Annotated in this window: 18 protein-coding genes, 2 tRNA genes, 2 rRNA genes and 1 riboswitch (1 of these 23 cut by a window edge); of the genes, 13 read left to right on the top strand and 9 right to left on the bottom strand. The window is 46.8% G+C overall.

Annotated elements, in window-relative coordinates; translation table 11 throughout:
• Positions 1–36: 36 nt before the first annotated feature.
• Positions 37–1230, top strand: coding sequence for a macrolide family glycosyltransferase (locus tag ABK447_RS17580; RefSeq protein ID WP_007409305.1), 1194 nt, complete (start codon positions 37–39; stop codon positions 1228–1230).
• Between the two features lie 57 nt (positions 1231–1287).
• Here the strand turns inward: ABK447_RS17580 and ABK447_RS17575 are convergent, their stop codons facing one another.
• Positions 1288–1542 (bottom strand): hypothetical protein, encoded by a 255-nt coding sequence (locus tag ABK447_RS17575; RefSeq protein WP_007409304.1) that lies wholly within the window; start codon positions 1540–1542, stop codon positions 1288–1290.
• A gap of 231 nt (positions 1543–1773) precedes the next feature.
• Here ABK447_RS17575 and ABK447_RS17570 point away from each other — a divergent pair, with 231 nt between their 5' ends.
• Both ABK447_RS17570 and ABK447_RS17565 read left to right on the top strand, forming a co-directional pair.
• The gene (locus ABK447_RS17570; RefSeq protein WP_007409303.1) at positions 1774–2043 is read left to right on the top strand and encodes a hypothetical protein; all 270 of its coding nucleotides are present in this window, start codon (positions 1774–1776) and stop codon (positions 2041–2043) included.
• 136 nt (positions 2044–2179) lie between these two features.
• Entirely contained in the window at positions 2180–3538 is a 1359-nt protein-coding gene (locus ABK447_RS17565; protein ID WP_100001255.1) for a serine hydrolase, read from the top strand.
• A gap of 52 nt (positions 3539–3590) precedes the next feature.
• Here the strand turns inward: ABK447_RS17565 and ABK447_RS17560 are convergent, their stop codons facing one another.
• The gene (locus ABK447_RS17560; RefSeq protein ID WP_015239280.1) at positions 3591–3764 is read right to left on the bottom strand and encodes a hypothetical protein; all 174 of its coding nucleotides are present in this window, start codon (positions 3762–3764) and stop codon (positions 3591–3593) included.
• Positions 3765–3960: 196 nt separating this feature from the next.
• On the opposite strand from ABK447_RS17560, the gene ABK447_RS17555 reads away from it, so the two are divergent.
• Positions 3961–4527 carry a YdhK family protein gene (locus ABK447_RS17555; protein WP_007409300.1) on the top strand — a complete coding sequence of 189 codons (567 nt, stop codon included), beginning with the start codon at positions 3961–3963 and terminating at the stop codon, positions 4525–4527.
• A gap of 51 nt (positions 4528–4578) precedes the next feature.
• On the opposite strand, the gene ABK447_RS17550 is transcribed toward ABK447_RS17555, so the two are convergent.
• Entirely contained in the window at positions 4579–5739 is a 1161-nt protein-coding gene (locus tag ABK447_RS17550; protein WP_007409299.1) for an MFS transporter, read from the bottom strand.
• Positions 5740–5793: 54 nt separating this feature from the next.
• A riboswitch (purine riboswitch) is annotated at positions 5794–5893 on the bottom strand.
• A 177-nt stretch (positions 5894–6070) separates the two neighbouring features.
• Between ABK447_RS17550 and ABK447_RS17545 the strand changes: the two genes are divergently transcribed.
• The 3 genes from ABK447_RS17545 (at position 6071) to ABK447_RS17535 (ending at position 8799) form a co-directional block, all read left to right on the top strand.
• Positions 6071–6787, top strand: a complete 717-nt coding sequence (locus ABK447_RS17545) for a GntR family transcriptional regulator (RefSeq protein ID WP_007409298.1) — start codon at positions 6071–6073, stop codon at positions 6785–6787.
• 121 nt (positions 6788–6908) lie between these two features.
• Positions 6909–7595: a FadR/GntR family transcriptional regulator gene (locus tag ABK447_RS17540; RefSeq protein WP_100001257.1), complete on the top strand. Its 687-nt coding sequence runs from the start codon at positions 6909–6911 to the stop codon at positions 7593–7595.
• The gene (locus ABK447_RS17535) at positions 7585–8799 is read left to right on the top strand and encodes an MFS transporter (RefSeq protein ID WP_012116961.1); all 1215 of its coding nucleotides are present in this window, start codon (positions 7585–7587) and stop codon (positions 8797–8799) included. Before ABK447_RS17540 ends, ABK447_RS17535 begins: the two co-directional genes overlap by 11 nt.
• Positions 8800–8857: 58 nt before the next feature.
• Here the strand turns inward: ABK447_RS17535 and ABK447_RS17530 are convergent, their stop codons facing one another.
• The 6 genes from ABK447_RS17530 to ABK447_RS17505 form a co-directional block, all read right to left on the bottom strand.
• Positions 8858–9172 (bottom strand): multidrug efflux SMR transporter, encoded by a 315-nt coding sequence (locus tag ABK447_RS17530; protein ID WP_032866740.1) that lies wholly within the window; start codon positions 9170–9172, stop codon positions 8858–8860.
• Positions 9172–9501, bottom strand: a complete 330-nt coding sequence (locus ABK447_RS17525) for a multidrug efflux SMR transporter (RefSeq protein ID WP_003156023.1) — start codon at positions 9499–9501, stop codon at positions 9172–9174. The genes ABK447_RS17530 and ABK447_RS17525 overlap by 1 nt, the downstream gene beginning before the upstream one ends.
• Positions 9502–9573: 72 nt before the next feature.
• Positions 9574–10155: a TetR family transcriptional regulator gene (locus tag ABK447_RS17520; protein WP_007409294.1), complete on the bottom strand. Its 582-nt coding sequence runs from the start codon at positions 10153–10155 to the stop codon at positions 9574–9576.
• 116 nt (positions 10156–10271) lie between these two features.
• Complete coding sequence (locus ABK447_RS17515; RefSeq protein WP_015239284.1) at positions 10272–11834, bottom strand: APC family permease; 1563 nt, start codon at positions 11832–11834, stop codon at positions 10272–10274.
• A gap of 237 nt (positions 11835–12071) precedes the next feature.
• Positions 12072–12926 carry a manganese catalase family protein gene (locus tag ABK447_RS17510; protein WP_007409292.1) on the bottom strand — a complete coding sequence of 285 codons (855 nt, stop codon included), beginning with the start codon at positions 12924–12926 and terminating at the stop codon, positions 12072–12074.
• Positions 12927–13037: 111 nt separating this feature from the next.
• Positions 13038–13505, bottom strand: a complete 468-nt coding sequence (locus ABK447_RS17505) for an SRPBCC domain-containing protein (RefSeq protein WP_015239285.1) — start codon at positions 13503–13505, stop codon at positions 13038–13040.
• 127 nt (positions 13506–13632) lie between these two features.
• Here ABK447_RS17505 and ABK447_RS17500 point away from each other — a divergent pair, with 127 nt between their 5' ends.
• From ABK447_RS17500 to ABK447_RS17475, 6 genes are all read left to right on the top strand, one after another.
• Positions 13633–14634 carry an acryloyl-CoA reductase gene (locus tag ABK447_RS17500; protein ID WP_100001260.1) on the top strand — a complete coding sequence of 334 codons (1002 nt, stop codon included), beginning with the start codon at positions 13633–13635 and terminating at the stop codon, positions 14632–14634.
• Between the two features lie 427 nt (positions 14635–15061).
• Positions 15062–16480, top strand: coding sequence for a sugar porter family MFS transporter (locus ABK447_RS17495; RefSeq protein WP_100001262.1), 1419 nt, complete (start codon positions 15062–15064; stop codon positions 16478–16480).
• Between the two features lie 301 nt (positions 16481–16781).
• Positions 16782–16858 (top strand) — tRNA-Arg (locus ABK447_RS17490).
• 8 nt (positions 16859–16866) lie between these two features.
• Positions 16867–16940, top strand: a tRNA-Gly gene (locus ABK447_RS17485).
• 98 nt (positions 16941–17038) lie between these two features.
• A 16S ribosomal RNA gene (locus ABK447_RS17480) occupies positions 17039–18588 on the top strand.
• Between the two features lie 175 nt (positions 18589–18763).
• A 23S ribosomal RNA gene (locus ABK447_RS17475) occupies positions 18764–19402 on the top strand; it runs 2291 nt beyond the window's last position.
• Together the 16S and 23S rRNA genes with 2 tRNA genes alongside form the textbook arrangement of a ribosomal RNA operon.

Raw genomic sequence — 19402 nt, 5'->3', positions numbered from 1 at the left:
TGGAAGAGACGCAAAAAAGGCAAAGGAGATTGAAAAATGGCGAAACATATTCTGATGATCAATTTTCCCGCAGAAGGACACGTAAACCCGACATTGGGTATGACAAAGGCCTTCAGCGAACGGGGCGATCACGTTCATTATATCTCAACGGAAAAATACAAAAGCAGACTGGAAGGAGTAGGGGCGAAAGTTCATCTTCACAGCGATCTGCTCAGAATGACACCCATTGATCCCGGCAGTCCGTCCGGCATACTTGCATTTTTAAAGGTTCATATCAAAACGTCACTGGAGATTTTACATATTGTGCAGCGGCTGGCAGAGGACATTCAATTCGACGCCGTCTATTATGATAAATTCGGTGCGGGAGAGCTGGTGCGGGACTATCTCAACATTCCCGGCATCTCTTCTTCAGCATCCTTCCTGTTCAATGAAGACCGTCTGAAAATACTGCCGCTCCACCCGGAATCGGGCGTGCCGTTTCAGCCGGACAGGGAATGTGAAGAGCTGTTGGCCGAGATGAAAGACAAATACGGTGTCGCCCCTGACAGCATGGTTCAATTTATGAACAACACAGGTGAATTGAACGTCGTCTATACAAGCAGATATTTTCAGCCCGAAAGTGAGACATTCGGAGATGAGTATTTATTTATCGGTCCGAGTTTTCCGAAGAGAAAAGGGCGCGTCGACTTCCCGATTGACGCATTAAAGAATGAAAAAGTCATTTATATCTCAATGGGAACGGTGCTCGGGGACACGGAAGCGTTTTTCAATCTGTGCATAGACGCGTTCTCAGATTTTGAAGGAAAAGTAGTCATTGCCGCCGGGGAAAAAGCCGATCTGTCGAAAATCAAACAGGCGCCGGAAAACTTTATCATCGCCCCGTACGTGCCGCAGCTTGAAGTGCTGGAGCAGGCCGACGTGTTTGTCACGCATGGCGGAATGAACAGTGTAAATGAAGGCATTCATTATCAAGTGCCGCTGGTCGTCATCCCGCACGATAAAGACCAGCCGATGGTTGCGCGCCGCCTGACTGAATTGGATGCAGGCTATACCGTGCAAAAAGATGAAGTGAGCGCTGAAAAGGTAAAGCTTGCCGCGGAAGAAGTGCTGCATAACGGAAAATACAAACAAGGCATTCAAGCCATTAATGAAAGCTTTAAAGAATGTACGGACATGAAGGATGTTCTCGCCCGGATCGACCGGTTTATTGAACAAAAACATGCTCAATAATACATGGAAAAAGCCTGTTTCCTCTGTCAAAGGGAAACAGGCTTTTTATAATGGCTTTTAGATGATGTGATGTTCTGCATTTGCAAGTTTCACAAGAGTCAGAAGAGATTCTGCCTCACGTGCGTCGAGTGTTTTTGCCAGACGGTCTTTTTCAAAGATCTGCTGGCCGAAGACATTCACTGACGCCTGGTCAACCGCTGTGTGCCAGTTCTTTTGTGAATGATTCTCAGAAAAAGAGAAAACGAACACGGTGAAGACCGCTATAAGCATCGCCATGACCCAAAATTTTTGCCGATTTCCTGCTGCTGACATAGGCCGCCTCCTAAACATTTTACTGGTATTAGATCATATATGAGCTGTTTTTAACAGAGTAAAGAAGTCATTATTTCATGTAGTCCAAATGAAACGGAGCACAGCCGAAAGCCCGCCGGTCAGGCCGATGAGCCAATTCATATTTTGTTCATATTTTATTAAAAGTTTATCCAAGTCTGTCCTTTACAGTAGATATAACCACAAAATGCTGCTGAAAGGAGCCTTTAAAAAATGCATATTCATATGATCAACAAAAACCAGTTTGAGAGTGACTTGGAGGCGGCCGGCTTCAGCCGTCAGGCAGATGATATTATCGGCAAAATGAAAGAGTACGTAACGGAATACGCGGCTTCATCTGAACGGTTCCTGATTGAAATTCAAACCGTCATGAACGAATACAAAGCCGTCGTCTGCGCGATGTTTTCGACCATGGAAATTGCCGGTGCAAATAAAGACGAGAAGCATGTTGAATTCGAAGCCTGCACAGTATTGTGTGAATAAAAGACATTCATCAAACCTCCGCGGCTGCCTGAACGGCAGTATACTGACTGGTGTTCCGGAAAGGGAAAATATTGAAACTTCTAAAGCGGCCGTTCGTATAAAAGGGTAAATCAGCTTGTATATGGAGGTTCGTGAAATGAACGAAAAGAAAAAACAAGCGTTTGAACAGCTTTTCAGCACTTTAGACGAAAGACATGAAATAAACGGCGCTGTATTGGCAGCGGAAAACGGCCGCATCTTATACCAGGGTTCATTCGGCGCTGCAGAACTGAAAACAAAGAGGATGCTGAATGACCAATCGGTCTTTGAATTGGCCTCAGTATCGAAGCCGTTTACAGCTTTGGGCGTTATCATTTTAGAGCAGCAAGGGAAGCTGCGTTATGACGATATGATAGAGCGGTGGCTTCCTGATTTTCCTTATCCGGGCATTACCATTCGGCATTTACTCCATCATACGTCAGGATTGCCGGACTATATGGAGTTGTTCTTAACACATTGGGACCGGGACAGAATTGCCGTTAATCAAGATGTGATCAATATGCTCAAGCAGCATAAGCCGGATGCTTATTTCCCGCCGGGCAAGGAGTGGCTTTACAGTAATACGGGGTATGTGGTGTTAGCGGTTATTATAGAAATTGTAACAGGCATGAGTTTTGCTGAATTTATGAAACAAGCCGTATTTCATCCGCTTCGTATGCACGATACGCGGATTTATAACAGAAGGCTGAGTAAAGAAAACATTCCGAACTATGCATATGGCTATGTGTATGATGTTCATTCCGGAGAATATGTGCTGCCGGATGAACTTGAGGAAACTGATTATGTCGTCTTTCTTGACGGAATCAAAGGTGACGGAACCGTTAACTCCGCTATTAGAGATTTATATCTGTTTGATCAAGCTCTTTATACGGAAGAAATCATCGGCAAAGAGTCTAAAGATCAAGCGTTTACACCGGGCTATTGGAATGAAGAAGAGCAATTCGGATACGGATTTGGCTGGATGATTCAGAACAGCCCCCAAAAAGGGAAGGTTATCAGTCACGACGGAGGCTGGCCGGGCTATTCAACTCTGATGATCCGATATATTGACCAGAATAAAACATTGATTTATCTCAGCAATATGGAACAATCGTATCAATTTGAACAAGCTGTAATTGCCGCGGCTGTAAACATCTTATTTGATCAGCCATACGTGATTCCGAAACGTCCGGCAGATCAGAAAAAAGCAGATATCGATCCTGCGATTTACAGCAGATTTACCGGCAATTACTCATTTCAGGATGACACACATGCATCGGTGGCGGTAAAAGAAAACCGATTGTATCTTACAATAGACGGGCAGACTCCATTCGAATTATTCCCAATGACGGAAACCCGTTATTTTGTCAGGGCGCTGCCGCTTGAAATTGAATTTGCAGGTGATAAAGCACAAACAGCCCCGCATTTCGTTTTATATCAGGACGGCACAGAAGAAACGGCTGTGCGGATAGACTGAGTGACATGCAAAACAAAACCGCCGTCCTGCGAAGACGGCGGTAATAGAAAAGTCAAACCCTTTTGATGACGCGAAATTTTCTTTTCGGCTCTGACATAAATATAGAAGAAAAAATCATAGCTCCGAGCATTGTGATGTATTCCATATAAAGCGAAACCTCTGCCAAAACCAACCCCGCAATCATTAAAACAGCGCCCAATACCACCGCAAAAACCTTCGTTTTCATGATGAGTTCCCCCTATTATCTGATAATTGAATTATACTGCATCTCCATTAATGTGTACATTTTGTGAACAATTTCACCTGATGAAAGGCAATAAAGAGAGATTTGAAGAATTAGGAGAAATGACAGGCCATCTTTTTGTTTTACTGAAGAAACGAAAGGGAAAGTGAAAAATCAAAAAGGCAAAGGAGTTCTTGAAATGAAAGCGAGACTATTTTTATTCAGCATGTTTCTCCTGATCCCCGTTCTGGCGCTTGCCGGATGCAACAGCCAATCTTCAGGAGGAAGCGAAAAAGCGAAAGACAAAGAAACGCACTCTCACGAAGACATGAATCACTCGGGTTCATCCGAGGTGCCGAAAGGTTTAAAGAAGGCAGAAAATCCGACTTATAAGGTCGGCAGTGATGTCATGATTTTAGCTTCTCATATGAAAGGCATGAAAAATGCGCAAGGAACCGTAAAAGGTGCTTATGATACAACGGTTTACAGTGTGTCGTACACTCCGGAAACGGGAGGAAAGCGCGTCGAAGATCATAAATGGGTCATTCAGGAAGAGCTGAAGGGCGCCGGTGATAAAACGTTAAAACCGGGTGACAAGGCCGTGATCGAGGCATCCCATATGAAAGGCATGAAGGGCGCCGAAGCCGTTATTGATTCAGCCAAAAAGACAACCGTGTATATGGTCGACTATACACCGACTGACGGCGGCCAAAAAGTAACCAATCATAAATGGGTGACAGAAGACGAGCTTGCTGCCGCAAAATAAAAAGACCGCAAAAGCCGAAGGAACTCCTTTGGCTTTTTTGCGGTCTCACATTTATGCGGATTTTCTTTTCAAAGCGGGTCTCGTTAAAGAGAATACAGCTAACGCGACAGCGATAATGACAATCAAACCGCCGCACCAGGCTGTTGCTGTGACAGAACCGGTTTGTCCGATCACGCCGCCGCCGATGGCTGACCCGAGCGCGATGCCGATCTGCAAAGCGGACGTGTTGAAGCTTTGCTGAATATCGGAAGACTCAGGCGCAATTTTGATTAAATAGCTTTGCTGCGCCGGCGCAAGGCTCCAGCTGAGCAATCCCCAGATCACCATCGCAGGCAGGAAAATGATTAAAGAAACCGTTGTCAGCGGAAGAATAAACAGGATCAGAGCGAAAGAAACGGTCACAAGCATGATGCTTTTAAATGCTCCTAAACGGTCATACAGCCAGCCTCCGAACGGGCCGCCGCATACCGCTGACAGACCGAACAAAAAGTAGCATACACTGACCCAAACGGAACTCAAATGAAGCGTTCTTTCCAAAAAAGGCGCAAAGTAGGCATAGAGTGTGTAATGCCCCGCCAATGTAAACAAGGTGACAAGATGTGCGCTGGCAATTTTGGCGGTCCCGATCGTCTTGATCTGCTCACGAAACGGAATCATTTTTTCAGCAGGTATTTTTTCAAAAAAGACGCTGATAATCAGCATGGAAACGAGAGATAATACGCCGATTCCCAAGAACAGAACGCGCCATCCGAAGGCATTGCTGATGATAATGCCGACAGGCACGCCTAAAGCGATTGCGGAGCTGAACCCCATGAAAATGATGCCGATCGCCCGCGCTCTGTATTCAGGCGCCACGATTTTAGGAGCAATCGTTAAAGAAAGGACGACAATCAGCCCTGTGCTCATGGAAGCGAGAACCCGTGACACCATAAGTACGGCGAAATTGGGACTGAAATAAGCCACCAGATTACTTAGGAAGAAAATAAACAGTGCGATTAAATAAAGCCGCTTTCGTTCAGCCTTTGCCGTCACCGCCAAAAGCAGCGGGCCGGATACCGCGTAACCGAGCGCAAACACGCTGATCAGCTGCCCCGCGCTGACGATGGATATATCTAAGTCGGAAGCGATTTGCGGAAGAATACCGCCCACAATTAATTCAACCAATCCGACTGCGATGGTAGATGCTGCAAGCAGAAATACTTTGAAATTCATGTACAGATACTCCTTTTTTTATTTTTTAGAAAATAAAAAATCCTGATTACAAAAAGTGTACGGGACAATTTTTGTAATCAGGATTTTACGGTTCCTGGTAGACACCCTCAAACCATATCATTGAGGTTATACAATGTATGCAATATTCGGTTGTGTCCGTTACTGCAAAAAATTCTACCATAATAGTGAGGGAGATTCCATAGAAAATTCGAGGAAATCCTTTCAATTTCAATATCGGCGGCTGTAACGTCATTGATGAAGCAGGGAAAAAAATTTATGATAACCGTAAGGAGTCTATACAGATCAAACATTATACAGCCGGAGGAAACCGATGAATAAGTACGAAAAAATCGCCAACGAAATGAGAAAGAGGATTAAAAGCAGTGTATATGACATAGATCAGCCGATCCCGGATGAAAAGACGCTCGCTGCGGAGTTCGGGTGCAGCCGGATGACGATGAAGCGGGCGCTTGATACACTTGCGGCTGAAGGAATGCTTTTCAGAAAAAGAGGGCACGGCACGTTTATCATTCAATCAGCCATGCAGGATGAGCACGTTCACGTAGTCAGCAACGAAATTCTCGGCCTGAGCAATTTGTTAAAAGGAAAAAATATCAAGAGCAAGGTCATCCGGTTTGAAGTGCAGTTTCCGTCTCAAGATGTCGCCGCACATTTGGCCATTGATGAAAAGACTCCCGTCTATTATGTAGTGAGGCTCAGAATTGTTGAAGGCGAACCGTACGTTCTTGAAAAAACGTACATGCCGGCGAGCCTTATACCCGGCATTAATGACGAGGTGCTCAACCATTCCATCTACGATCATATTACGCGGGAACTCCAGCTCAAAATCGCAGGCTCACACAGAAAAATCAGAGCGTGCAAGTCGGATGATATGGATCAGCAATATCTCGGCTGCCGGCCGGATGACCCGATACTTGAAGTCGAGCATGTAGGCTTTTTGGACAACGGCACTCCCTTTGAATATTCATTTTCCCGCCACCGTCATGACAAGTTTGTCGTGACCTCAGTCAATATAAAACGTTCATAAAAGCGCCGAAGAGTGAGAGAAAAACTCACTCTTTTTTTGTTGCCGCTGATTTACATCTTCGCTTTTTTTATGTTATATTACCCAATGATAGAATCATCCTACAAATTTCAGAGGTGTTTTGATGGAGATATCCAAAACAAGCAGACTGTCACTCGTAGAACAAGTGGTGACGCAAATTGAATCGTTAATTCAATCGGATAAATGGCCGGTCGGGACGCGCATTCCCCCTGAGCTGGATTTAATGAAGCAATTTGATGTGAGCCGAAACACATTGCGTGAGGCCATTCGGGCGCTCGTACATGCCGGCCTGCTTCAGACAAGGCAGGGGAGCGGTACGTATGTCAGCTCATCCAGTGTTCTCGGCGCGGCATTTTACCGCCATATTAAAAAATCAAATTTGCTTGAAACATTAGAAGTCAGATACGCACTCGAAAGAGAAGCTGCGCGATTGGCGGCGGAAAGGCGTAATGACGAAGACCTGAAAGCACTGAAGGCATGCTTGGATGAATGTGAAGCGGCCTTGCAAAATGAAGATCGAAAACGGTATGCCGAGGCTGACATTAAACTGCACAAAACCATTGTACAGGCGGCCCATAACAACATGCTTTCTGATCTTTACGAGCATATGACGGAGGCGCTTTGTGCGTCAGTCCATAACCTGTTGGAAATCACCCCTGCTATACGGATCCACACCCAGCTTGCCGCCGCGATTATCGGACAGAAACCGGATCAGGCCATGGAGGCCGTCAACCAATACATCACAGTATTTAAAGATACAATACGCATGGAGGATGAACATGAAAATTAAAGACGAACATCAAATTCTGCAAGCAAGTCAGCGTAAAAAACTGATATTGCTGGTCATCGGAGTCATATTGATAGGGGCCAACCTCAGAGCGCCTCTGACATCGGTCGGGCCGCTCGTTTCCTCAATTCGGGACAGCCTCGGCATGACCAATGCGGCTGCCGGCACCATTACGACAGTGCCGCTTTTGGCCTTTGCATGTCTGTCGCCGTTTGTTCCTTTATTGTCCCGGCGCTTCGGGACCGAGATTGTGTTACTGTCATCATTAATTGTCCTGACAGCCGGAACTCTGCTGCGCTCCATCGCCGGAATCGGCACTCTCTTTTTCGGAACGATCCTGTTGGGATTGTCGATCGCCGTATGCAACGTCCTGCTGCCGAGTCTCATTAAACATAAGTTTCCCGGAAATTTAGGCATCATGACCGGCGTCTACTCGGTTTCTATGAATCTGTGCGGCGCGATTGCATCCGGCATCAGCGTGCCGATCGCCTCTTCAGCGGGGTTAGGCTGGAAAGGCGCGCTCGGCTGCTGGGCTATCCTTTCTTTCATTGCGTTTGTCATGTGGATTCCGCAAATGCGAGGACGCGAACTGCCCGTCCGCACGACTGGGACAAACGGAGAGAAGAAAAGCAGTCTGCTGCGGTCTCCGCTTGCTTGGAAGGTGACGATGTTCATGGGGCTGCAATCCCTTATTTTTTACACCGTCATCGCTTGGCTGCCGGAAATTCTTCAGCAGAATGGACTCAGCTCAAGTAAGGCGGGATGGATGCTTTCATTAATGCAATTCTCAGTCCTGCCGATTACTTTTATCGTGCCGATCGCTGCCGCTAAAATGAAAAATCAGCGCGCACTCGCCGGACTGACGGCTTTATTTTTCCTTATCGGCATTGCCGGCGTTCTTTTCGGAAGCCCGGCTCTCACTCCGCTATGGGTCATTTTAATCGGAATTGCGGGAGGCTGTGCGTTCAGCTTGGCGATGATGTTCTTCAGCCTGCGGACCCGGCATGTTCATGAAGCCGCGGCGCTTTCCGGCATGGCCCAGTCATTCGGATACCTGCTTGCCGCGTTCGGGCCGCTCGTATTCGGTTTGCTGCATGACATCACGCACGGCTGGACGGTTCCGTTATTCATGCTGATCGCAGTCTCCGTTCTGATCTTCATTTTCGGAGTCGGAGCGGGAAAAGCGGAACAGATCAAAACAGCATAAAAAACAAAGGGCCCGCTTAGGGTCCTTTGTTTTTTATTTAAAAAGCTGTCTCAGGCCGTTACGTTGTCAGTTTTAAGCCGATGACACCGATGAGGATAAGCCCCAGAGACACCAATTGTGACAGATTGAATTTTTCTTTAAACCAAAGTATGCCCACGGCCGAAACGCCGATGCTTCCCATGCCGGTCCAAGCCGCATACGCGACACCTGTGGGAAGAACCTGCATCGCTCCGGAAAGACAAAAGAATGAAAGTATAAAGCCTGTTACCATGACAATCAGCGGCCACTTTTTTTTAAAACCGTCAATATGTTTCATGGCAACGGCCGCTACAACTTCCTCCGCTCCGGCAATAAATAACAGCAGCCATGCCATTAATGTTCACCCCTTGTTTCAGTTTCTTTCGTAAATACCTTCATTCCTAAAATGCCGGACAACAGCAAAGCCAAAAAGAATATTTGCCCGATTGAAAACGATTCGCCTAAAATGACGCCCGTTACATATGTGCCGACGGTGCCTATTCCGACAAAAACGGTATATGCGGCAGCCATCGGAATTTTTTTATAAGAGCGGATCAGCATCAGAAAGCTGACGGCAATCAGAAGGAAAATACCAATCCAATCAAAGAGCGAATCCGCATGCTTCAGGGCGGACGCCCAAACTACTTCTAACAGTCCGGCTATCAATACAAGCAGCCAATACATGATACAGTCACCTCAGTTATGAATGAATGTCAGTCATTTTTAGGGCGGTCAAAAATGATCGGTCTCTGCCAATCATTTCTGCAAGCTTCTTTTGAGAAAGCTGAATATTTCTTTTTTATATACTTCGAGATCGACATCCTGTTCACAGCCGATATAAAACCGTTCAGCCGCGTTCTCGACAACGTTGATAATCGTTCTGGCCGTCCATCTGACATGAATGCCGCTGTGGACCTCACCCTGTTCAATGGCCGTATTGATCACGCCTTCCAGCCAGGAATAATAAGGCTGATAAATGGCTTCCCATTTCTCCATTGAATGATCAATGGCAAGACCGGAATAACAGAGAACGATAATATCTTTATGAAGCCGGGTGATGTGAAATGTCTCATCTACCAAAATGTCCAGCAACGTCCAAAAATCTTCAGAACCGTCCGTTTTCCCTTTTATTCTGTCCAGCGTAGTGTCGAGCAGGTTTTCTGCAATCGCGGATATCAGTGCGTTTTTAGAAGAAAAATATAAGTAAAACGTACCTTGGGCCGTTCCGGCTTTTTTGACGATTTCTGAAATGGATGCTTTGTCTAATCCTTTTTCAGAAATGACTTCAATCGCGGCTTGCAGGATCTTTTCGTATTTTCCCGAGCTTTGTTTTGCCAATAGAGGGGTTCCTCCTTTTATGAATGACTGTCATTCATTTTATCGCATGTTCTCTTTTTTGTCATCCCTTAAAATAAAAATACCGGAAAGAAGACCATACTTCTTTCCGGCATTCGTCATTTATCACTGTCGATCATAGCCTTCGGCAGACCCGTATATTTTGCCCAGTAATAAATACCGAGCGAACCGATGGCGATCAGAATCAGGTCAAGCGGATTGCTGATAATGCCCAATCCGTGGCCGAACGAGCCGAGATAGGAGAAAATCAGCATCATGACATAAAAGCCGACGATCCACCATGCTGATTTCAGCTGCTGCCGTATGCTGACATCATCTTTGGGAGCATATTTACTGAAACAGAGATAGATCAGAAACATGACAATTTGAGAACCGAGAAGCCAGGATACGGTGCGCCATCCGGACCAATATACAATATAAGAGGTAAAAATAAACGACAGCGGCCCGATGATGCTCATCCCTTTTAAATAAAACGGTCTGTTAATATTCTTCGCGTTGACTCTCAGCGCCGCAGAAGAAATCGGCGCAATCGCATAAGACAGAATCAATGCGACGGAGCATACGTTGACAAGAGCGTTCCAAGAAGGGAACGGAAGCGTCCAAAAAACAGCCAGACCGAACGAAAGCCAAAGGGAGGCACGCGGTGTCCCGGTTTCTTTATTGACTTTAGAAAAAATGCTGAATAATGTTCCGTTTCTGGCCCAGGCATAGACGAGACGTGAAGTCGTATTCATAAAGATATTTCCGTTACCGCCCGGTGATAAAATCGCATCTAAAATGACCAATGTCGCCAGCCACCCCAAACCGAGTAAAACGGCGATATCTTTGAACGGAAGGGAGAATTCAGTCCCGATAGCCGGCCATCCGTGCTTCAGGGTATCCGCCGGGATCGCCCCGATAAAAGTGAGCTGCAGCACGGTGTAAATAATAGTAGAAACGATAATACAGACAATCAATGCGATCGGAATGTTCCGCTTCGGATTCTGCACTTCACTCGCGACAGCCACAATCGGATGCAGCCCAAGATATGCAAACATGACGCCGCCTGTGGAAATCGCGGCCTGAATTCCGGTGAAACCAAAAGGCGAGAATCCGTGAACGGTCATATTGCCCGGGTGAAAATGAAAAATCAGTACCACAATTACCGTAATCGGTACGACATATTTAAAAATCGAAATAATGAAGTTTGCTTTCGCAAAGGTTTTGACACTCCAGTAATTGAGGAGGAAGAACAGGCAGAGCAGCGCAAATTGCAATATCCACCCGGCAATTGTCGGAGAATCGGAGCCTTTTACGGTCAAACCGGGAAACCAATACGCCACGTATTGGCGGACAGCCGTGACTTCTATAGAAATAAGACTCGTGTATGCCACAATGGTGACAAAGGAAATTAAATATCCGACGAGGTGTCCGTGTGAATATACGGGATACCTGATAATTCCCCCGGTCCGCGGCAGCGCGGCGCCCAGTTCCGCATAAACCAAGCCGATCAATAAGATGATTCCCCCGCCGATCAGCCAGGAAAAAACGCCTGATGGACCCGCTTTAGAGGCGACGTTACTGACGGCAAACAGCCATGCCGAACCGAATATGGCTCCCATGCCGATTAAAATAAGATCAAAAAGTGACATAGTTTTCTGGAAGTTTCCTTGCTTAGACATTCGCTGCCTCCTTAGAAAAGACATTGTTCTCTTTACATAATTCCCATTATCATTCAAACATACCCAGCCGGCCGGCTGGAAAATTAGGACAACTCTCGAAACGAAGTATGTACAGCAATGTGCTCACATTATAATAACGGCCGTATGGCAAGATCTCCCGGCTTATATTCCCCGTTTTAAACACATTCAAACCTCATATTCAGAAAAACAAAAAACGCCCGAAACAGGCGTTTTTTGTTACAAGTTCATATCTTTCAGTCCGGGGCTGTGCTCATTCGGAAGCTCAGGAAGTTCCGGCACGGGGAAACCTTTAGGAGGCTCGGACACACTTAATTCGCCGCCGTTTCGGCTCGGCGTCGTTCCCTGCAGAATTTCTCCGATCCGTGTCGGATCCAGTCTGAAATTAAATTGGGTATTATGATAACCCATCTCAACGAATTTCCGGCATTCCGGGTATTTTTCAATATCATAATTCGGCACGGGAAATAATTTGCCCCATTCGACACCCAGTGTTTCCAACGCTTTTGTAAATGCATTTTGATGGGCGTTGTCACGGACGATCAGAAAACCGAGTGTTTCTCTGAACGTCTGATTTGAACTCATTTCATAAATGCGTGTCTTTTGCAGCACGCCGGTTGATTCCAGCACGACATTGTCCAATAAATCGGAAATCAGATTCCCGTGGTTGTATACCCAAGACCCGTTCCATGGATTGCCGCCGGCGTCTACAGGAAGAGAACTTTGCGCTCCGATGATAAAATGGTGCGGATTGGCGTGTTTAACTGCTTCGTCAAGCGGCGCCTGATCTGCTGCCTGATTTCCGGGGCCCTCAGCGCCGCTTTCGTCGAGCAGCGCATTAATCGTATGCTGGACAAGCTCAACGTGTGCGATCTCTTCTAAAAATACACCGCGAAGCAGGTCACGGAACTGTTTTTCTTTTCCTCTGAAATTAGAGCTTTGGAAAAAGTATTGCATCATCGTCCGCATTTCTCCGTAGTGCCCGCCTAAAATTTCCTGAAGCACCTTGGCCGCGGCCGGGTCCGGCTTGTCCGGTTTAATGATATTGATCAGCTCTTCTTTGTAATAATACATAAACAGCGCCCCCTGAAAGAAGTTTTCGGTTCTTCTGTTAGTGTCTTTGCAAAGTCAGTTTTTATGTATCGGCATCAAAAAAAGGACGGAAAGCGTGTCCGTCCTTCTGTGTTAAGCCTCAACAGCCCCGCGAAGTTTCGTGTTGACAAGCCCGTTCCATCCTTGATCCATCGTACTGTGAATCTCGGAGCTTTTCCGATTGACTTTATTGATGACGGATTCCGGCTCTTTCCATCCGCCGTGAATGAGAGTGAATTCCGTATCTCCGCTTTCTGTTTCCTTTAAGACAAAAGAAACGATCCAGCCTTCCGTATCCCACGAAAAAGAAAGGCGGTACGGCGCTTCAATATCCAGCAGCTTGCACGGAGACGGACCGAACGGAGATTCCAGCTGAAACTCACTGTCTTCTTGAGGTGTGAAATCATTCGGCATAAACCAGAGAGACAGGCCGTCCGCAGTGGAGACCGTATCCCAGACAACTTGTATCGGCGCATTGAAAACGGCGGTATGAATAATGTCCGGTAATGGCTGATTGCTGCTGCTGTTGTTTTTGTTATCTTTGTTTTGTTTATCAGACATGATGCGTAACCACTCTTTCGCTGTTTTTACTTTTGATCATACTACACGAGGCAGGACATTTGAAAACAAATCAAACTTATTTTATGCTTTTCCAAAGCCATTTAATTCATTTTAAGGAGACGTAGTGATGACAGATCAATTTAAAGCGTTAGTAGTCGATCAACGTGAAGACCGGTTTTCAGTCAGCGTACGGGAGCTGGCGGTTCAGGACCTTCCCGAGGGTGAAGTGCTGATTAAGGTTTGCTACTCAGGGGTGAATTATAAAGACAGCTTGGCTGCCATTCCTGACGGCAAGATCGTAACGTCGTATCCTTTCGTGCCGGGAATTGATTTAGCGGGAATTGTCGTTTCCTCAGATGACGCCCGTTTCAAAGAGGGGGATAAAGTCATTGCGACAAGCTACGGCATAGGTGTTTCCCGTTTTGGCGGTTATAGCGGGATGGCCCGCATTCCGGCAGATTGGATCGTGCCGCTGCCTGAAGGTCTGACACTTAAAGAAGCCATGACGATCGGAACCGCCGGCTTCACTGCCGCATTGTCCGTCCAGCGTCTTGAAGAAAACCATGCCGCTCCTGAAAAAGGGAAGGTGCTGGTGACAGGAGCGACAGGCGGCGTCGGAAGCTTTGCTGTCTCCATTCTTTCAACCTTAGGTTACGAGGTCGAGGCCAGTACGGGAAAAGAAAACGAAAGCGGCTATTTGAAGAGCCTCGGAGCAAAGACGGTCATTCACCGTGACGAAGTGTATAACGGCACGTTAAAACCAATGCAAAAACAAAAATGGGCAGCGGCCGTCGATCCGGTCGGAGGTGAGCCGCTTGCTTCAGTTCTCAGCCAGATTCAGTACGGCGGATCAGTTGCTGTGAGCGGACTGACAGCGGGAACGAAACTCCCGGCTACAGTCTTTCCGTTTATATTGCGCGGCGTCAGTCTCTTGGGAATCGATTCCGTATTCTGTCCGATGGAGACAAGAAAGAAAACATGGCAGCGTTTAGCTGATGACTTCAAGCCTGCAGATCTGGAGGCCTTTATTCAAAAGGAAATTACACTTGAAGAGCTGCCGGATACGCTTCCTGCTCTTTTAAAAGGAGAAGCGAGAGGAAGAACGATCGTTACAATAAACGAAGAATAAATCAAAAACCCCCAACTGCTGATTGGGGGTTTTCAATATATAATCAATTTTTATCTAAAAGAGATTAACTATTGATCATATAGTGAAAATGAGTTGATTAAAAACATAAATTGATTACATATAGGTAATATAAAGGTAATTTATAAAATTTTCTGAAATATTTATTGACTGAAAGCGCTTTTAAAATTATGATAATAACATAAATGCCAATAATATCATTATAACTTCACTACAAAGTAACTATAAAATAACAATTTAACGAGAGGGGAAAGTGGATAATCACTATAAATGATAACGCTTTCAAATTATTTTCTTCTTATATAACTGTTTTGGACGGTCAGAACTTGTATGCAGACGTTATGGGTGCAAATATTGATAACTGAATATTCCGATATTATCTCTGTGTAAAAACTAGGAGGATTTGAAGATGAATAAAAATAGCAGCCAGCATTCATTCTTGAGAACCATCATTTTAGTATCGACGTTCGGGGGTCTACTTTTCGGCTACGATACAGGTGTAATTAATGGGGCGCTGCCGTTTATGGCGGAAGCTGACCAGCTTAATCTTACCGCTTTGACTGAAGGGATGGTGGCGAGCTCCCTGCTCTTGGGGGCTGCGATCGGAGCAGTTTTCGGAGGGAGATTGTCGGACTATAACGGCAGACGTAAAAATATCCTTATCCTTGCCGTTTTGTTCTTTGCAGCGACGCTTGGATGTACACTGGCGCCTAACGTATCTGTTATGATCATCTCCCGTTTTCTGCTGGGGCTTGCCGTCGGGGGAGCATCCGTAACCGTTCCGGCGTATTTGGCTGAAATGTCGCCGGCGGAAAGCCGAGGGAGAATGGTTACCCAAAATGAATTGATGATTGTAACAGGCCAGCTGCTTGCCTTCACGTGTAATGCTATCATCGGCAATGTGCTTGGTGATACCTCTCACGCCTGGCGCTATATGCTCGTTATCGCGGCCCTTCCGGCGGTATTCTTGTTTTTCGGTATGCTGAAAGTTCCTGAAAGTCCGCGCTGGCTGGTTTCTAAAGGAAGAAAAGAAGATGCTCTGCACGTTCTCCGGCGAATAAGGAGTGAAGAGAAAGCGAAGTCTGAGCTCGCTGAAATTGAATCTGCCTTTCATAAGGAAGCTGAGATGGAGCAGGCCGCCTTTAAGGATCTTGCCGTTCCGTGGGTGCGCCGCATTGTGTTTATCGGGATCGGAATTGCGGTAGTGCAGCAGCTCACCGGCGTGAATTCAATTATGTATTATGGAACTCAAATTTTAAAAGATGCTGGTTTCGAGACAAAAGCCGCATTAATCGGCAATATCGCTAACGGTGTGATTTCGGTGCTCGCGACTTTTGTAGGAATATGGCTTCTCGGCAAAGTCGGCCGCCGCCCGATGCTGATGACGGGGCTGATCGGAACGACTGCGGTGCTGCTTTTGATCGGAGTTCTGTCTGTCGTGCTGAAAGGATCGCCTGCTCTTCCTTATGTGGTTCTTTCATTAACAGTCACTTTCCTTGCGTTTCAGCAGGGGGCTGTCTCTCCGGTGACCTGGCTGATGCTGTCGGAGATATTCCCGCTTCGATTGCGGGGACTTGGTATGGGGGTCACTGTCTTCTGCCTCTGGATCGTGAACTTCCTTGTTGGTTTCACTTTTCCGGTCCTGCTCGCAAACATCGGATTGTCTGCAACCTTCTTCATTTTTGTCCTGTTAGGGATAGCGTCCGTTATATTTGTGAAAAGGTTCCTTCCGGAAACGAAAGGTCTGTCGCTCGAACAGCTTGAACAAAACTTCCGTGCTTATGAAAAAACAGATCGTAATAGCGCAGAAGCCAAGGTGAGCGGGTAATCTGGATAGATGCGGGGTTCCTAGGAATCCTGCTTTTTTATTTATTATATAGAAGGGAATAATAAGTGAGAAAAAAGTTTCGTAAAAGTGTTGACCTAATTTAAAGTGCATGGTATATTATTAAACGTCGCTGATGAACAAAGCGATAACGACAAATGAGAAAATGATCTTTTAAAAAAAGACTTTACAAATTCTCAAAAGCGTGTATAATAAATGAGGTCGAGAAAAAGATTTTAAAAGAAATAAAAAAACACTTGACATCATAACTGATTGGTAGTATGATAGTTAAGTCGCCTGATAAGCGCCCGTAGCTCAATTGGATAGAGCGTTTGACTACGGATCAAAAGGTTAGGGGTTCGACTCCTCTCGGGCGCGCCAATTCAAACGCGGGTGTAGTTTAGTGGTAAAACCTCAGCCTTCCAAGCTGATGTCGTGAGTTCGATTCTCATCACCCGCTCCATTATAATGATCTTTGAAAACTAAACAAGACAAAACGTACCTGTTAATTCAAAGTTTTAAATAAATCGCACAGTGATGTGCGTAGTCAGTCAAACTACTTTATCGGAGAGTTTGATCCTGGCTCAGGACGAACGCTGGCGGCGTGCCTAATACATGCAAGTCGAGCGGACAGATGGGAGCTTGCTCCCTGATGTTAGCGGCGGACGGGTGAGTAACACGTGGGTAACCTGCCTGTAAGACTGGGATAACTCCGGGAAACCGGGGCTAATACCGGATGGTTGTCTGAACCGCATGGTTCAGACATAAAAGGTGGCTTCGGCTACCACTTACAGATGGACCCGCGGCGCATTAGCTAGTTGGTGAGGTAACGGCTCACCAAGGCGACGATGCGTAGCCGACCTGAGAGGGTGATCGGCCACACTGGGACTGAGACACGGCCCAGACTCCTACGGGAGGCAGCAGTAGGGAATCTTCCGCAATGGACGAAAGTCTGACGGAGCAACGCCGCGTGAGTGATGAAGGTTTTCGGATCGTAAAGCTCTGTTGTTAGGGAAGAACAAGTGCCGTTCAAATAGGGCGGCACCTTGACGGTACCTAACCAGAAAGCCACGGCTAACTACGTGCCAGCAGCCGCGGTAATACGTAGGTGGCAAGCGTTGTCCGGAATTATTGGGCGTAAAGGGCTCGCAGGCGGTTTCTTAAGTCTGATGTGAAAGCCCCCGGCTCAACCGGGGAGGGTCATTGGAAACTGGGGAACTTGAGTGCAGAAGAGGAGAGTGGAATTCCACGTGTAGCGGTGAAATGCGTAGAGATGTGGAGGAACACCAGTGGCGAAGGCGACTCTCTGGTCTGTAACTGACGCTGAGGAGCGAAAGCGTGGGGAGCGAACAGGATTAGATACCCTGGTAGTCCACGCCGTAAACGATGAGTGCTAAGTGTTAGGGGGTTTCCGCCCCTTAGTGCTGCAGCTAACGCATTAAGCACTCCGCCTGGGGAGTACGGTCGCAAGACTGAAACTCAAAGGAATTGACGGGGGCCCGCACAAGCGGTGGAGCATGTGGTTTAATTCGAAGCAACGCGAAGAACCTTACCAGGTCTTGACATCCTCTGACAATCCTAGAGATAGGACGTCCCCTTCGGGGGCAGAGTGACAGGTGGTGCATGGTTGTCGTCAGCTCGTGTCGTGAGATGTTGGGTTAAGTCCCGCAACGAGCGCAACCCTTGATCTTAGTTGCCAGCATTCAGTTGGGCACTCTAAGGTGACTGCCGGTGACAAACCGGAGGAAGGTGGGGATGACGTCAAATCATCATGCCCCTTATGACCTGGGCTACACACGTGCTACAATGGACAGAACAAAGGGCAGCGAAACCGCGAGGTTAAGCCAATCCCACAAATCTGTTCTCAGTTCGGATCGCAGTCTGCAACTCGACTGCGTGAAGCTGGAATCGCTAGTAATCGCGGATCAGCATGCCGCGGTGAATACGTTCCCGGGCCTTGTACACACCGCCCGTCACACCACGAGAGTTTGTAACACCCGAAGTCGGTGAGGTAACCTTTATGGAGCCAGCCGCCGAAGGTGGGACAGATGATTGGGGTGAAGTCGTAACAAGGTAGCCGTATCGGAAGGTGCGGCTGGATCACCTCCTTTCTAAGGATTTTAACGGAATATAAGACCTTGGGTCTTATAAACAGAACGTTCCCTGTCTTGTTTAGTTTTGAAGGATCATTCGATTCTTCGAGATGTTGTTCTTTGAAAACTAGATAACAGAAGTAATTCACATTCAATTAGTAATGCAAGATATCACGTAGTGATTCTTTTTAACGGTTAAGTTAGAAAGGGCGCACGGTGGATGCCTTGGCACTAGGAGCCGATGAAGGACGGGACGAACACCGATATGCTTCGGGGAGCTGTAAGCAAGCTTTGATCCGGAGATTTCCGAATGGGGAAACCCACCACTCGTAATGGAGTGGTATCCATATCTGAATACATAGGATATGAGAAGGCAGACCCGGGGAACTGAAACATCTAAGTACCCGGAGGAAGAGAAAGCAAATGCGATTCCCTGAGTAGCGGCGAGCGAAACGGGACCAGCCCAAACCAAGAGGCTTGCCTCTTGGGGTTGTAGGACACTCTGTACGGAGTTACAAAGGAACGAGGTAGATGAAGAGGTCTGGAAAGGCCCGCCATAGGAGGTAACAGCCCTGTAGTCAAAACTTCGTTCTCTCCTGAGTGGATCCTGAGTACGGCGGAACACGTGAAATTCCGTCGGAATCCGGGAGGACCATCTCCCAAGGCTAAATACTCCCTAGTGACCGATAGTGAACCAGTACCGTGAGGGAAAGGTGAAAAGCACCCCGGAAGGGGAGTGAAAGAGATCCTGAAACCGTGTGCCTACAAGTAGTCAGAGCCCGTTAACGGGTGATGGCGTGCCTTTTGTAGAATGAACCGGCGAGTTACGATC

Origin of the sequence: Bacillus sp. hwrm1, assembly GCF_040207805.1 — a bacterium.
Classification (GTDB): Bacteria; Bacillota; Bacilli; order Bacillales; family Bacillaceae; genus Bacillus; species Bacillus velezensis.
This window is presented reverse-complemented; position numbering and strand designations above follow the sequence as displayed.

Excerpts from the sequence above, each read along its gene's own strand:
- ABK447_RS17530 (WP_032866740.1), bottom strand. The coding sequence starts at position 9,172 with ATGGCATGGCTGCTGTTATTTATTGCCGGAGCGGAGGAAGTTGTAGCG.
- ABK447_RS17550 (WP_007409299.1), bottom strand. The coding sequence starts at position 5,739 with ATGAATTTCAAAGTATTTCTGCTTGCAGCATCTACCATCGCAGTCGGA.
- ABK447_RS17555 (WP_007409300.1), top strand. The coding sequence starts at position 3,961 with ATGAAAGCGAGACTATTTTTATTCAGCATGTTTCTCCTGATCCCCGTT.
- ABK447_RS17540 (WP_100001257.1), top strand. The coding sequence starts at position 6,909 with ATGGAGATATCCAAAACAAGCAGACTGTCACTCGTAGAACAAGTGGTG.
- ABK447_RS17525 (WP_003156023.1), bottom strand. The coding sequence starts at position 9,501 with ATGTATTGGCTGCTTGTATTGATAGCCGGACTGTTAGAAGTAGTTTGG.
- ABK447_RS17580 (WP_007409305.1), top strand. The coding sequence starts at position 37 with ATGGCGAAACATATTCTGATGATCAATTTTCCCGCAGAAGGACACGTA.
- ABK447_RS17515 (WP_015239284.1), bottom strand. The coding sequence starts at position 11,834 with ATGTCTAAGCAAGGAAACTTCCAGAAAACTATGTCACTTTTTGATCTT.
- ABK447_RS17560 (WP_015239280.1), bottom strand. The coding sequence starts at position 3,764 with ATGAAAACGAAGGTTTTTGCGGTGGTATTGGGCGCTGTTTTAATGATT.
- ABK447_RS17505 (WP_015239285.1), bottom strand. The coding sequence starts at position 13,505 with ATGTCTGATAAACAAAACAAAGATAACAAAAACAACAGCAGCAGCAAT.
- ABK447_RS17575 (WP_007409304.1), bottom strand. The coding sequence starts at position 1,542 with ATGTCAGCAGCAGGAAATCGGCAAAAATTTTGGGTCATGGCGATGCTT.
- ABK447_RS17570 (WP_007409303.1), top strand. The coding sequence starts at position 1,774 with ATGCATATTCATATGATCAACAAAAACCAGTTTGAGAGTGACTTGGAG.
- ABK447_RS17545 (WP_007409298.1), top strand. The coding sequence starts at position 6,071 with ATGAATAAGTACGAAAAAATCGCCAACGAAATGAGAAAGAGGATTAAA.
- ABK447_RS17500 (WP_100001260.1), top strand. The coding sequence starts at position 13,633 with ATGACAGATCAATTTAAAGCGTTAGTAGTCGATCAACGTGAAGACCGG.
- ABK447_RS17565 (WP_100001255.1), top strand. The coding sequence starts at position 2,180 with ATGAACGAAAAGAAAAAACAAGCGTTTGAACAGCTTTTCAGCACTTTA.
- ABK447_RS17535 (WP_012116961.1), top strand. The coding sequence starts at position 7,585 with ATGAAAATTAAAGACGAACATCAAATTCTGCAAGCAAGTCAGCGTAAA.
- ABK447_RS17495 (WP_100001262.1), top strand. The coding sequence starts at position 15,062 with ATGAATAAAAATAGCAGCCAGCATTCATTCTTGAGAACCATCATTTTA.
- ABK447_RS17510 (WP_007409292.1), bottom strand. The coding sequence starts at position 12,926 with ATGTATTATTACAAAGAAGAGCTGATCAATATCATTAAACCGGACAAG.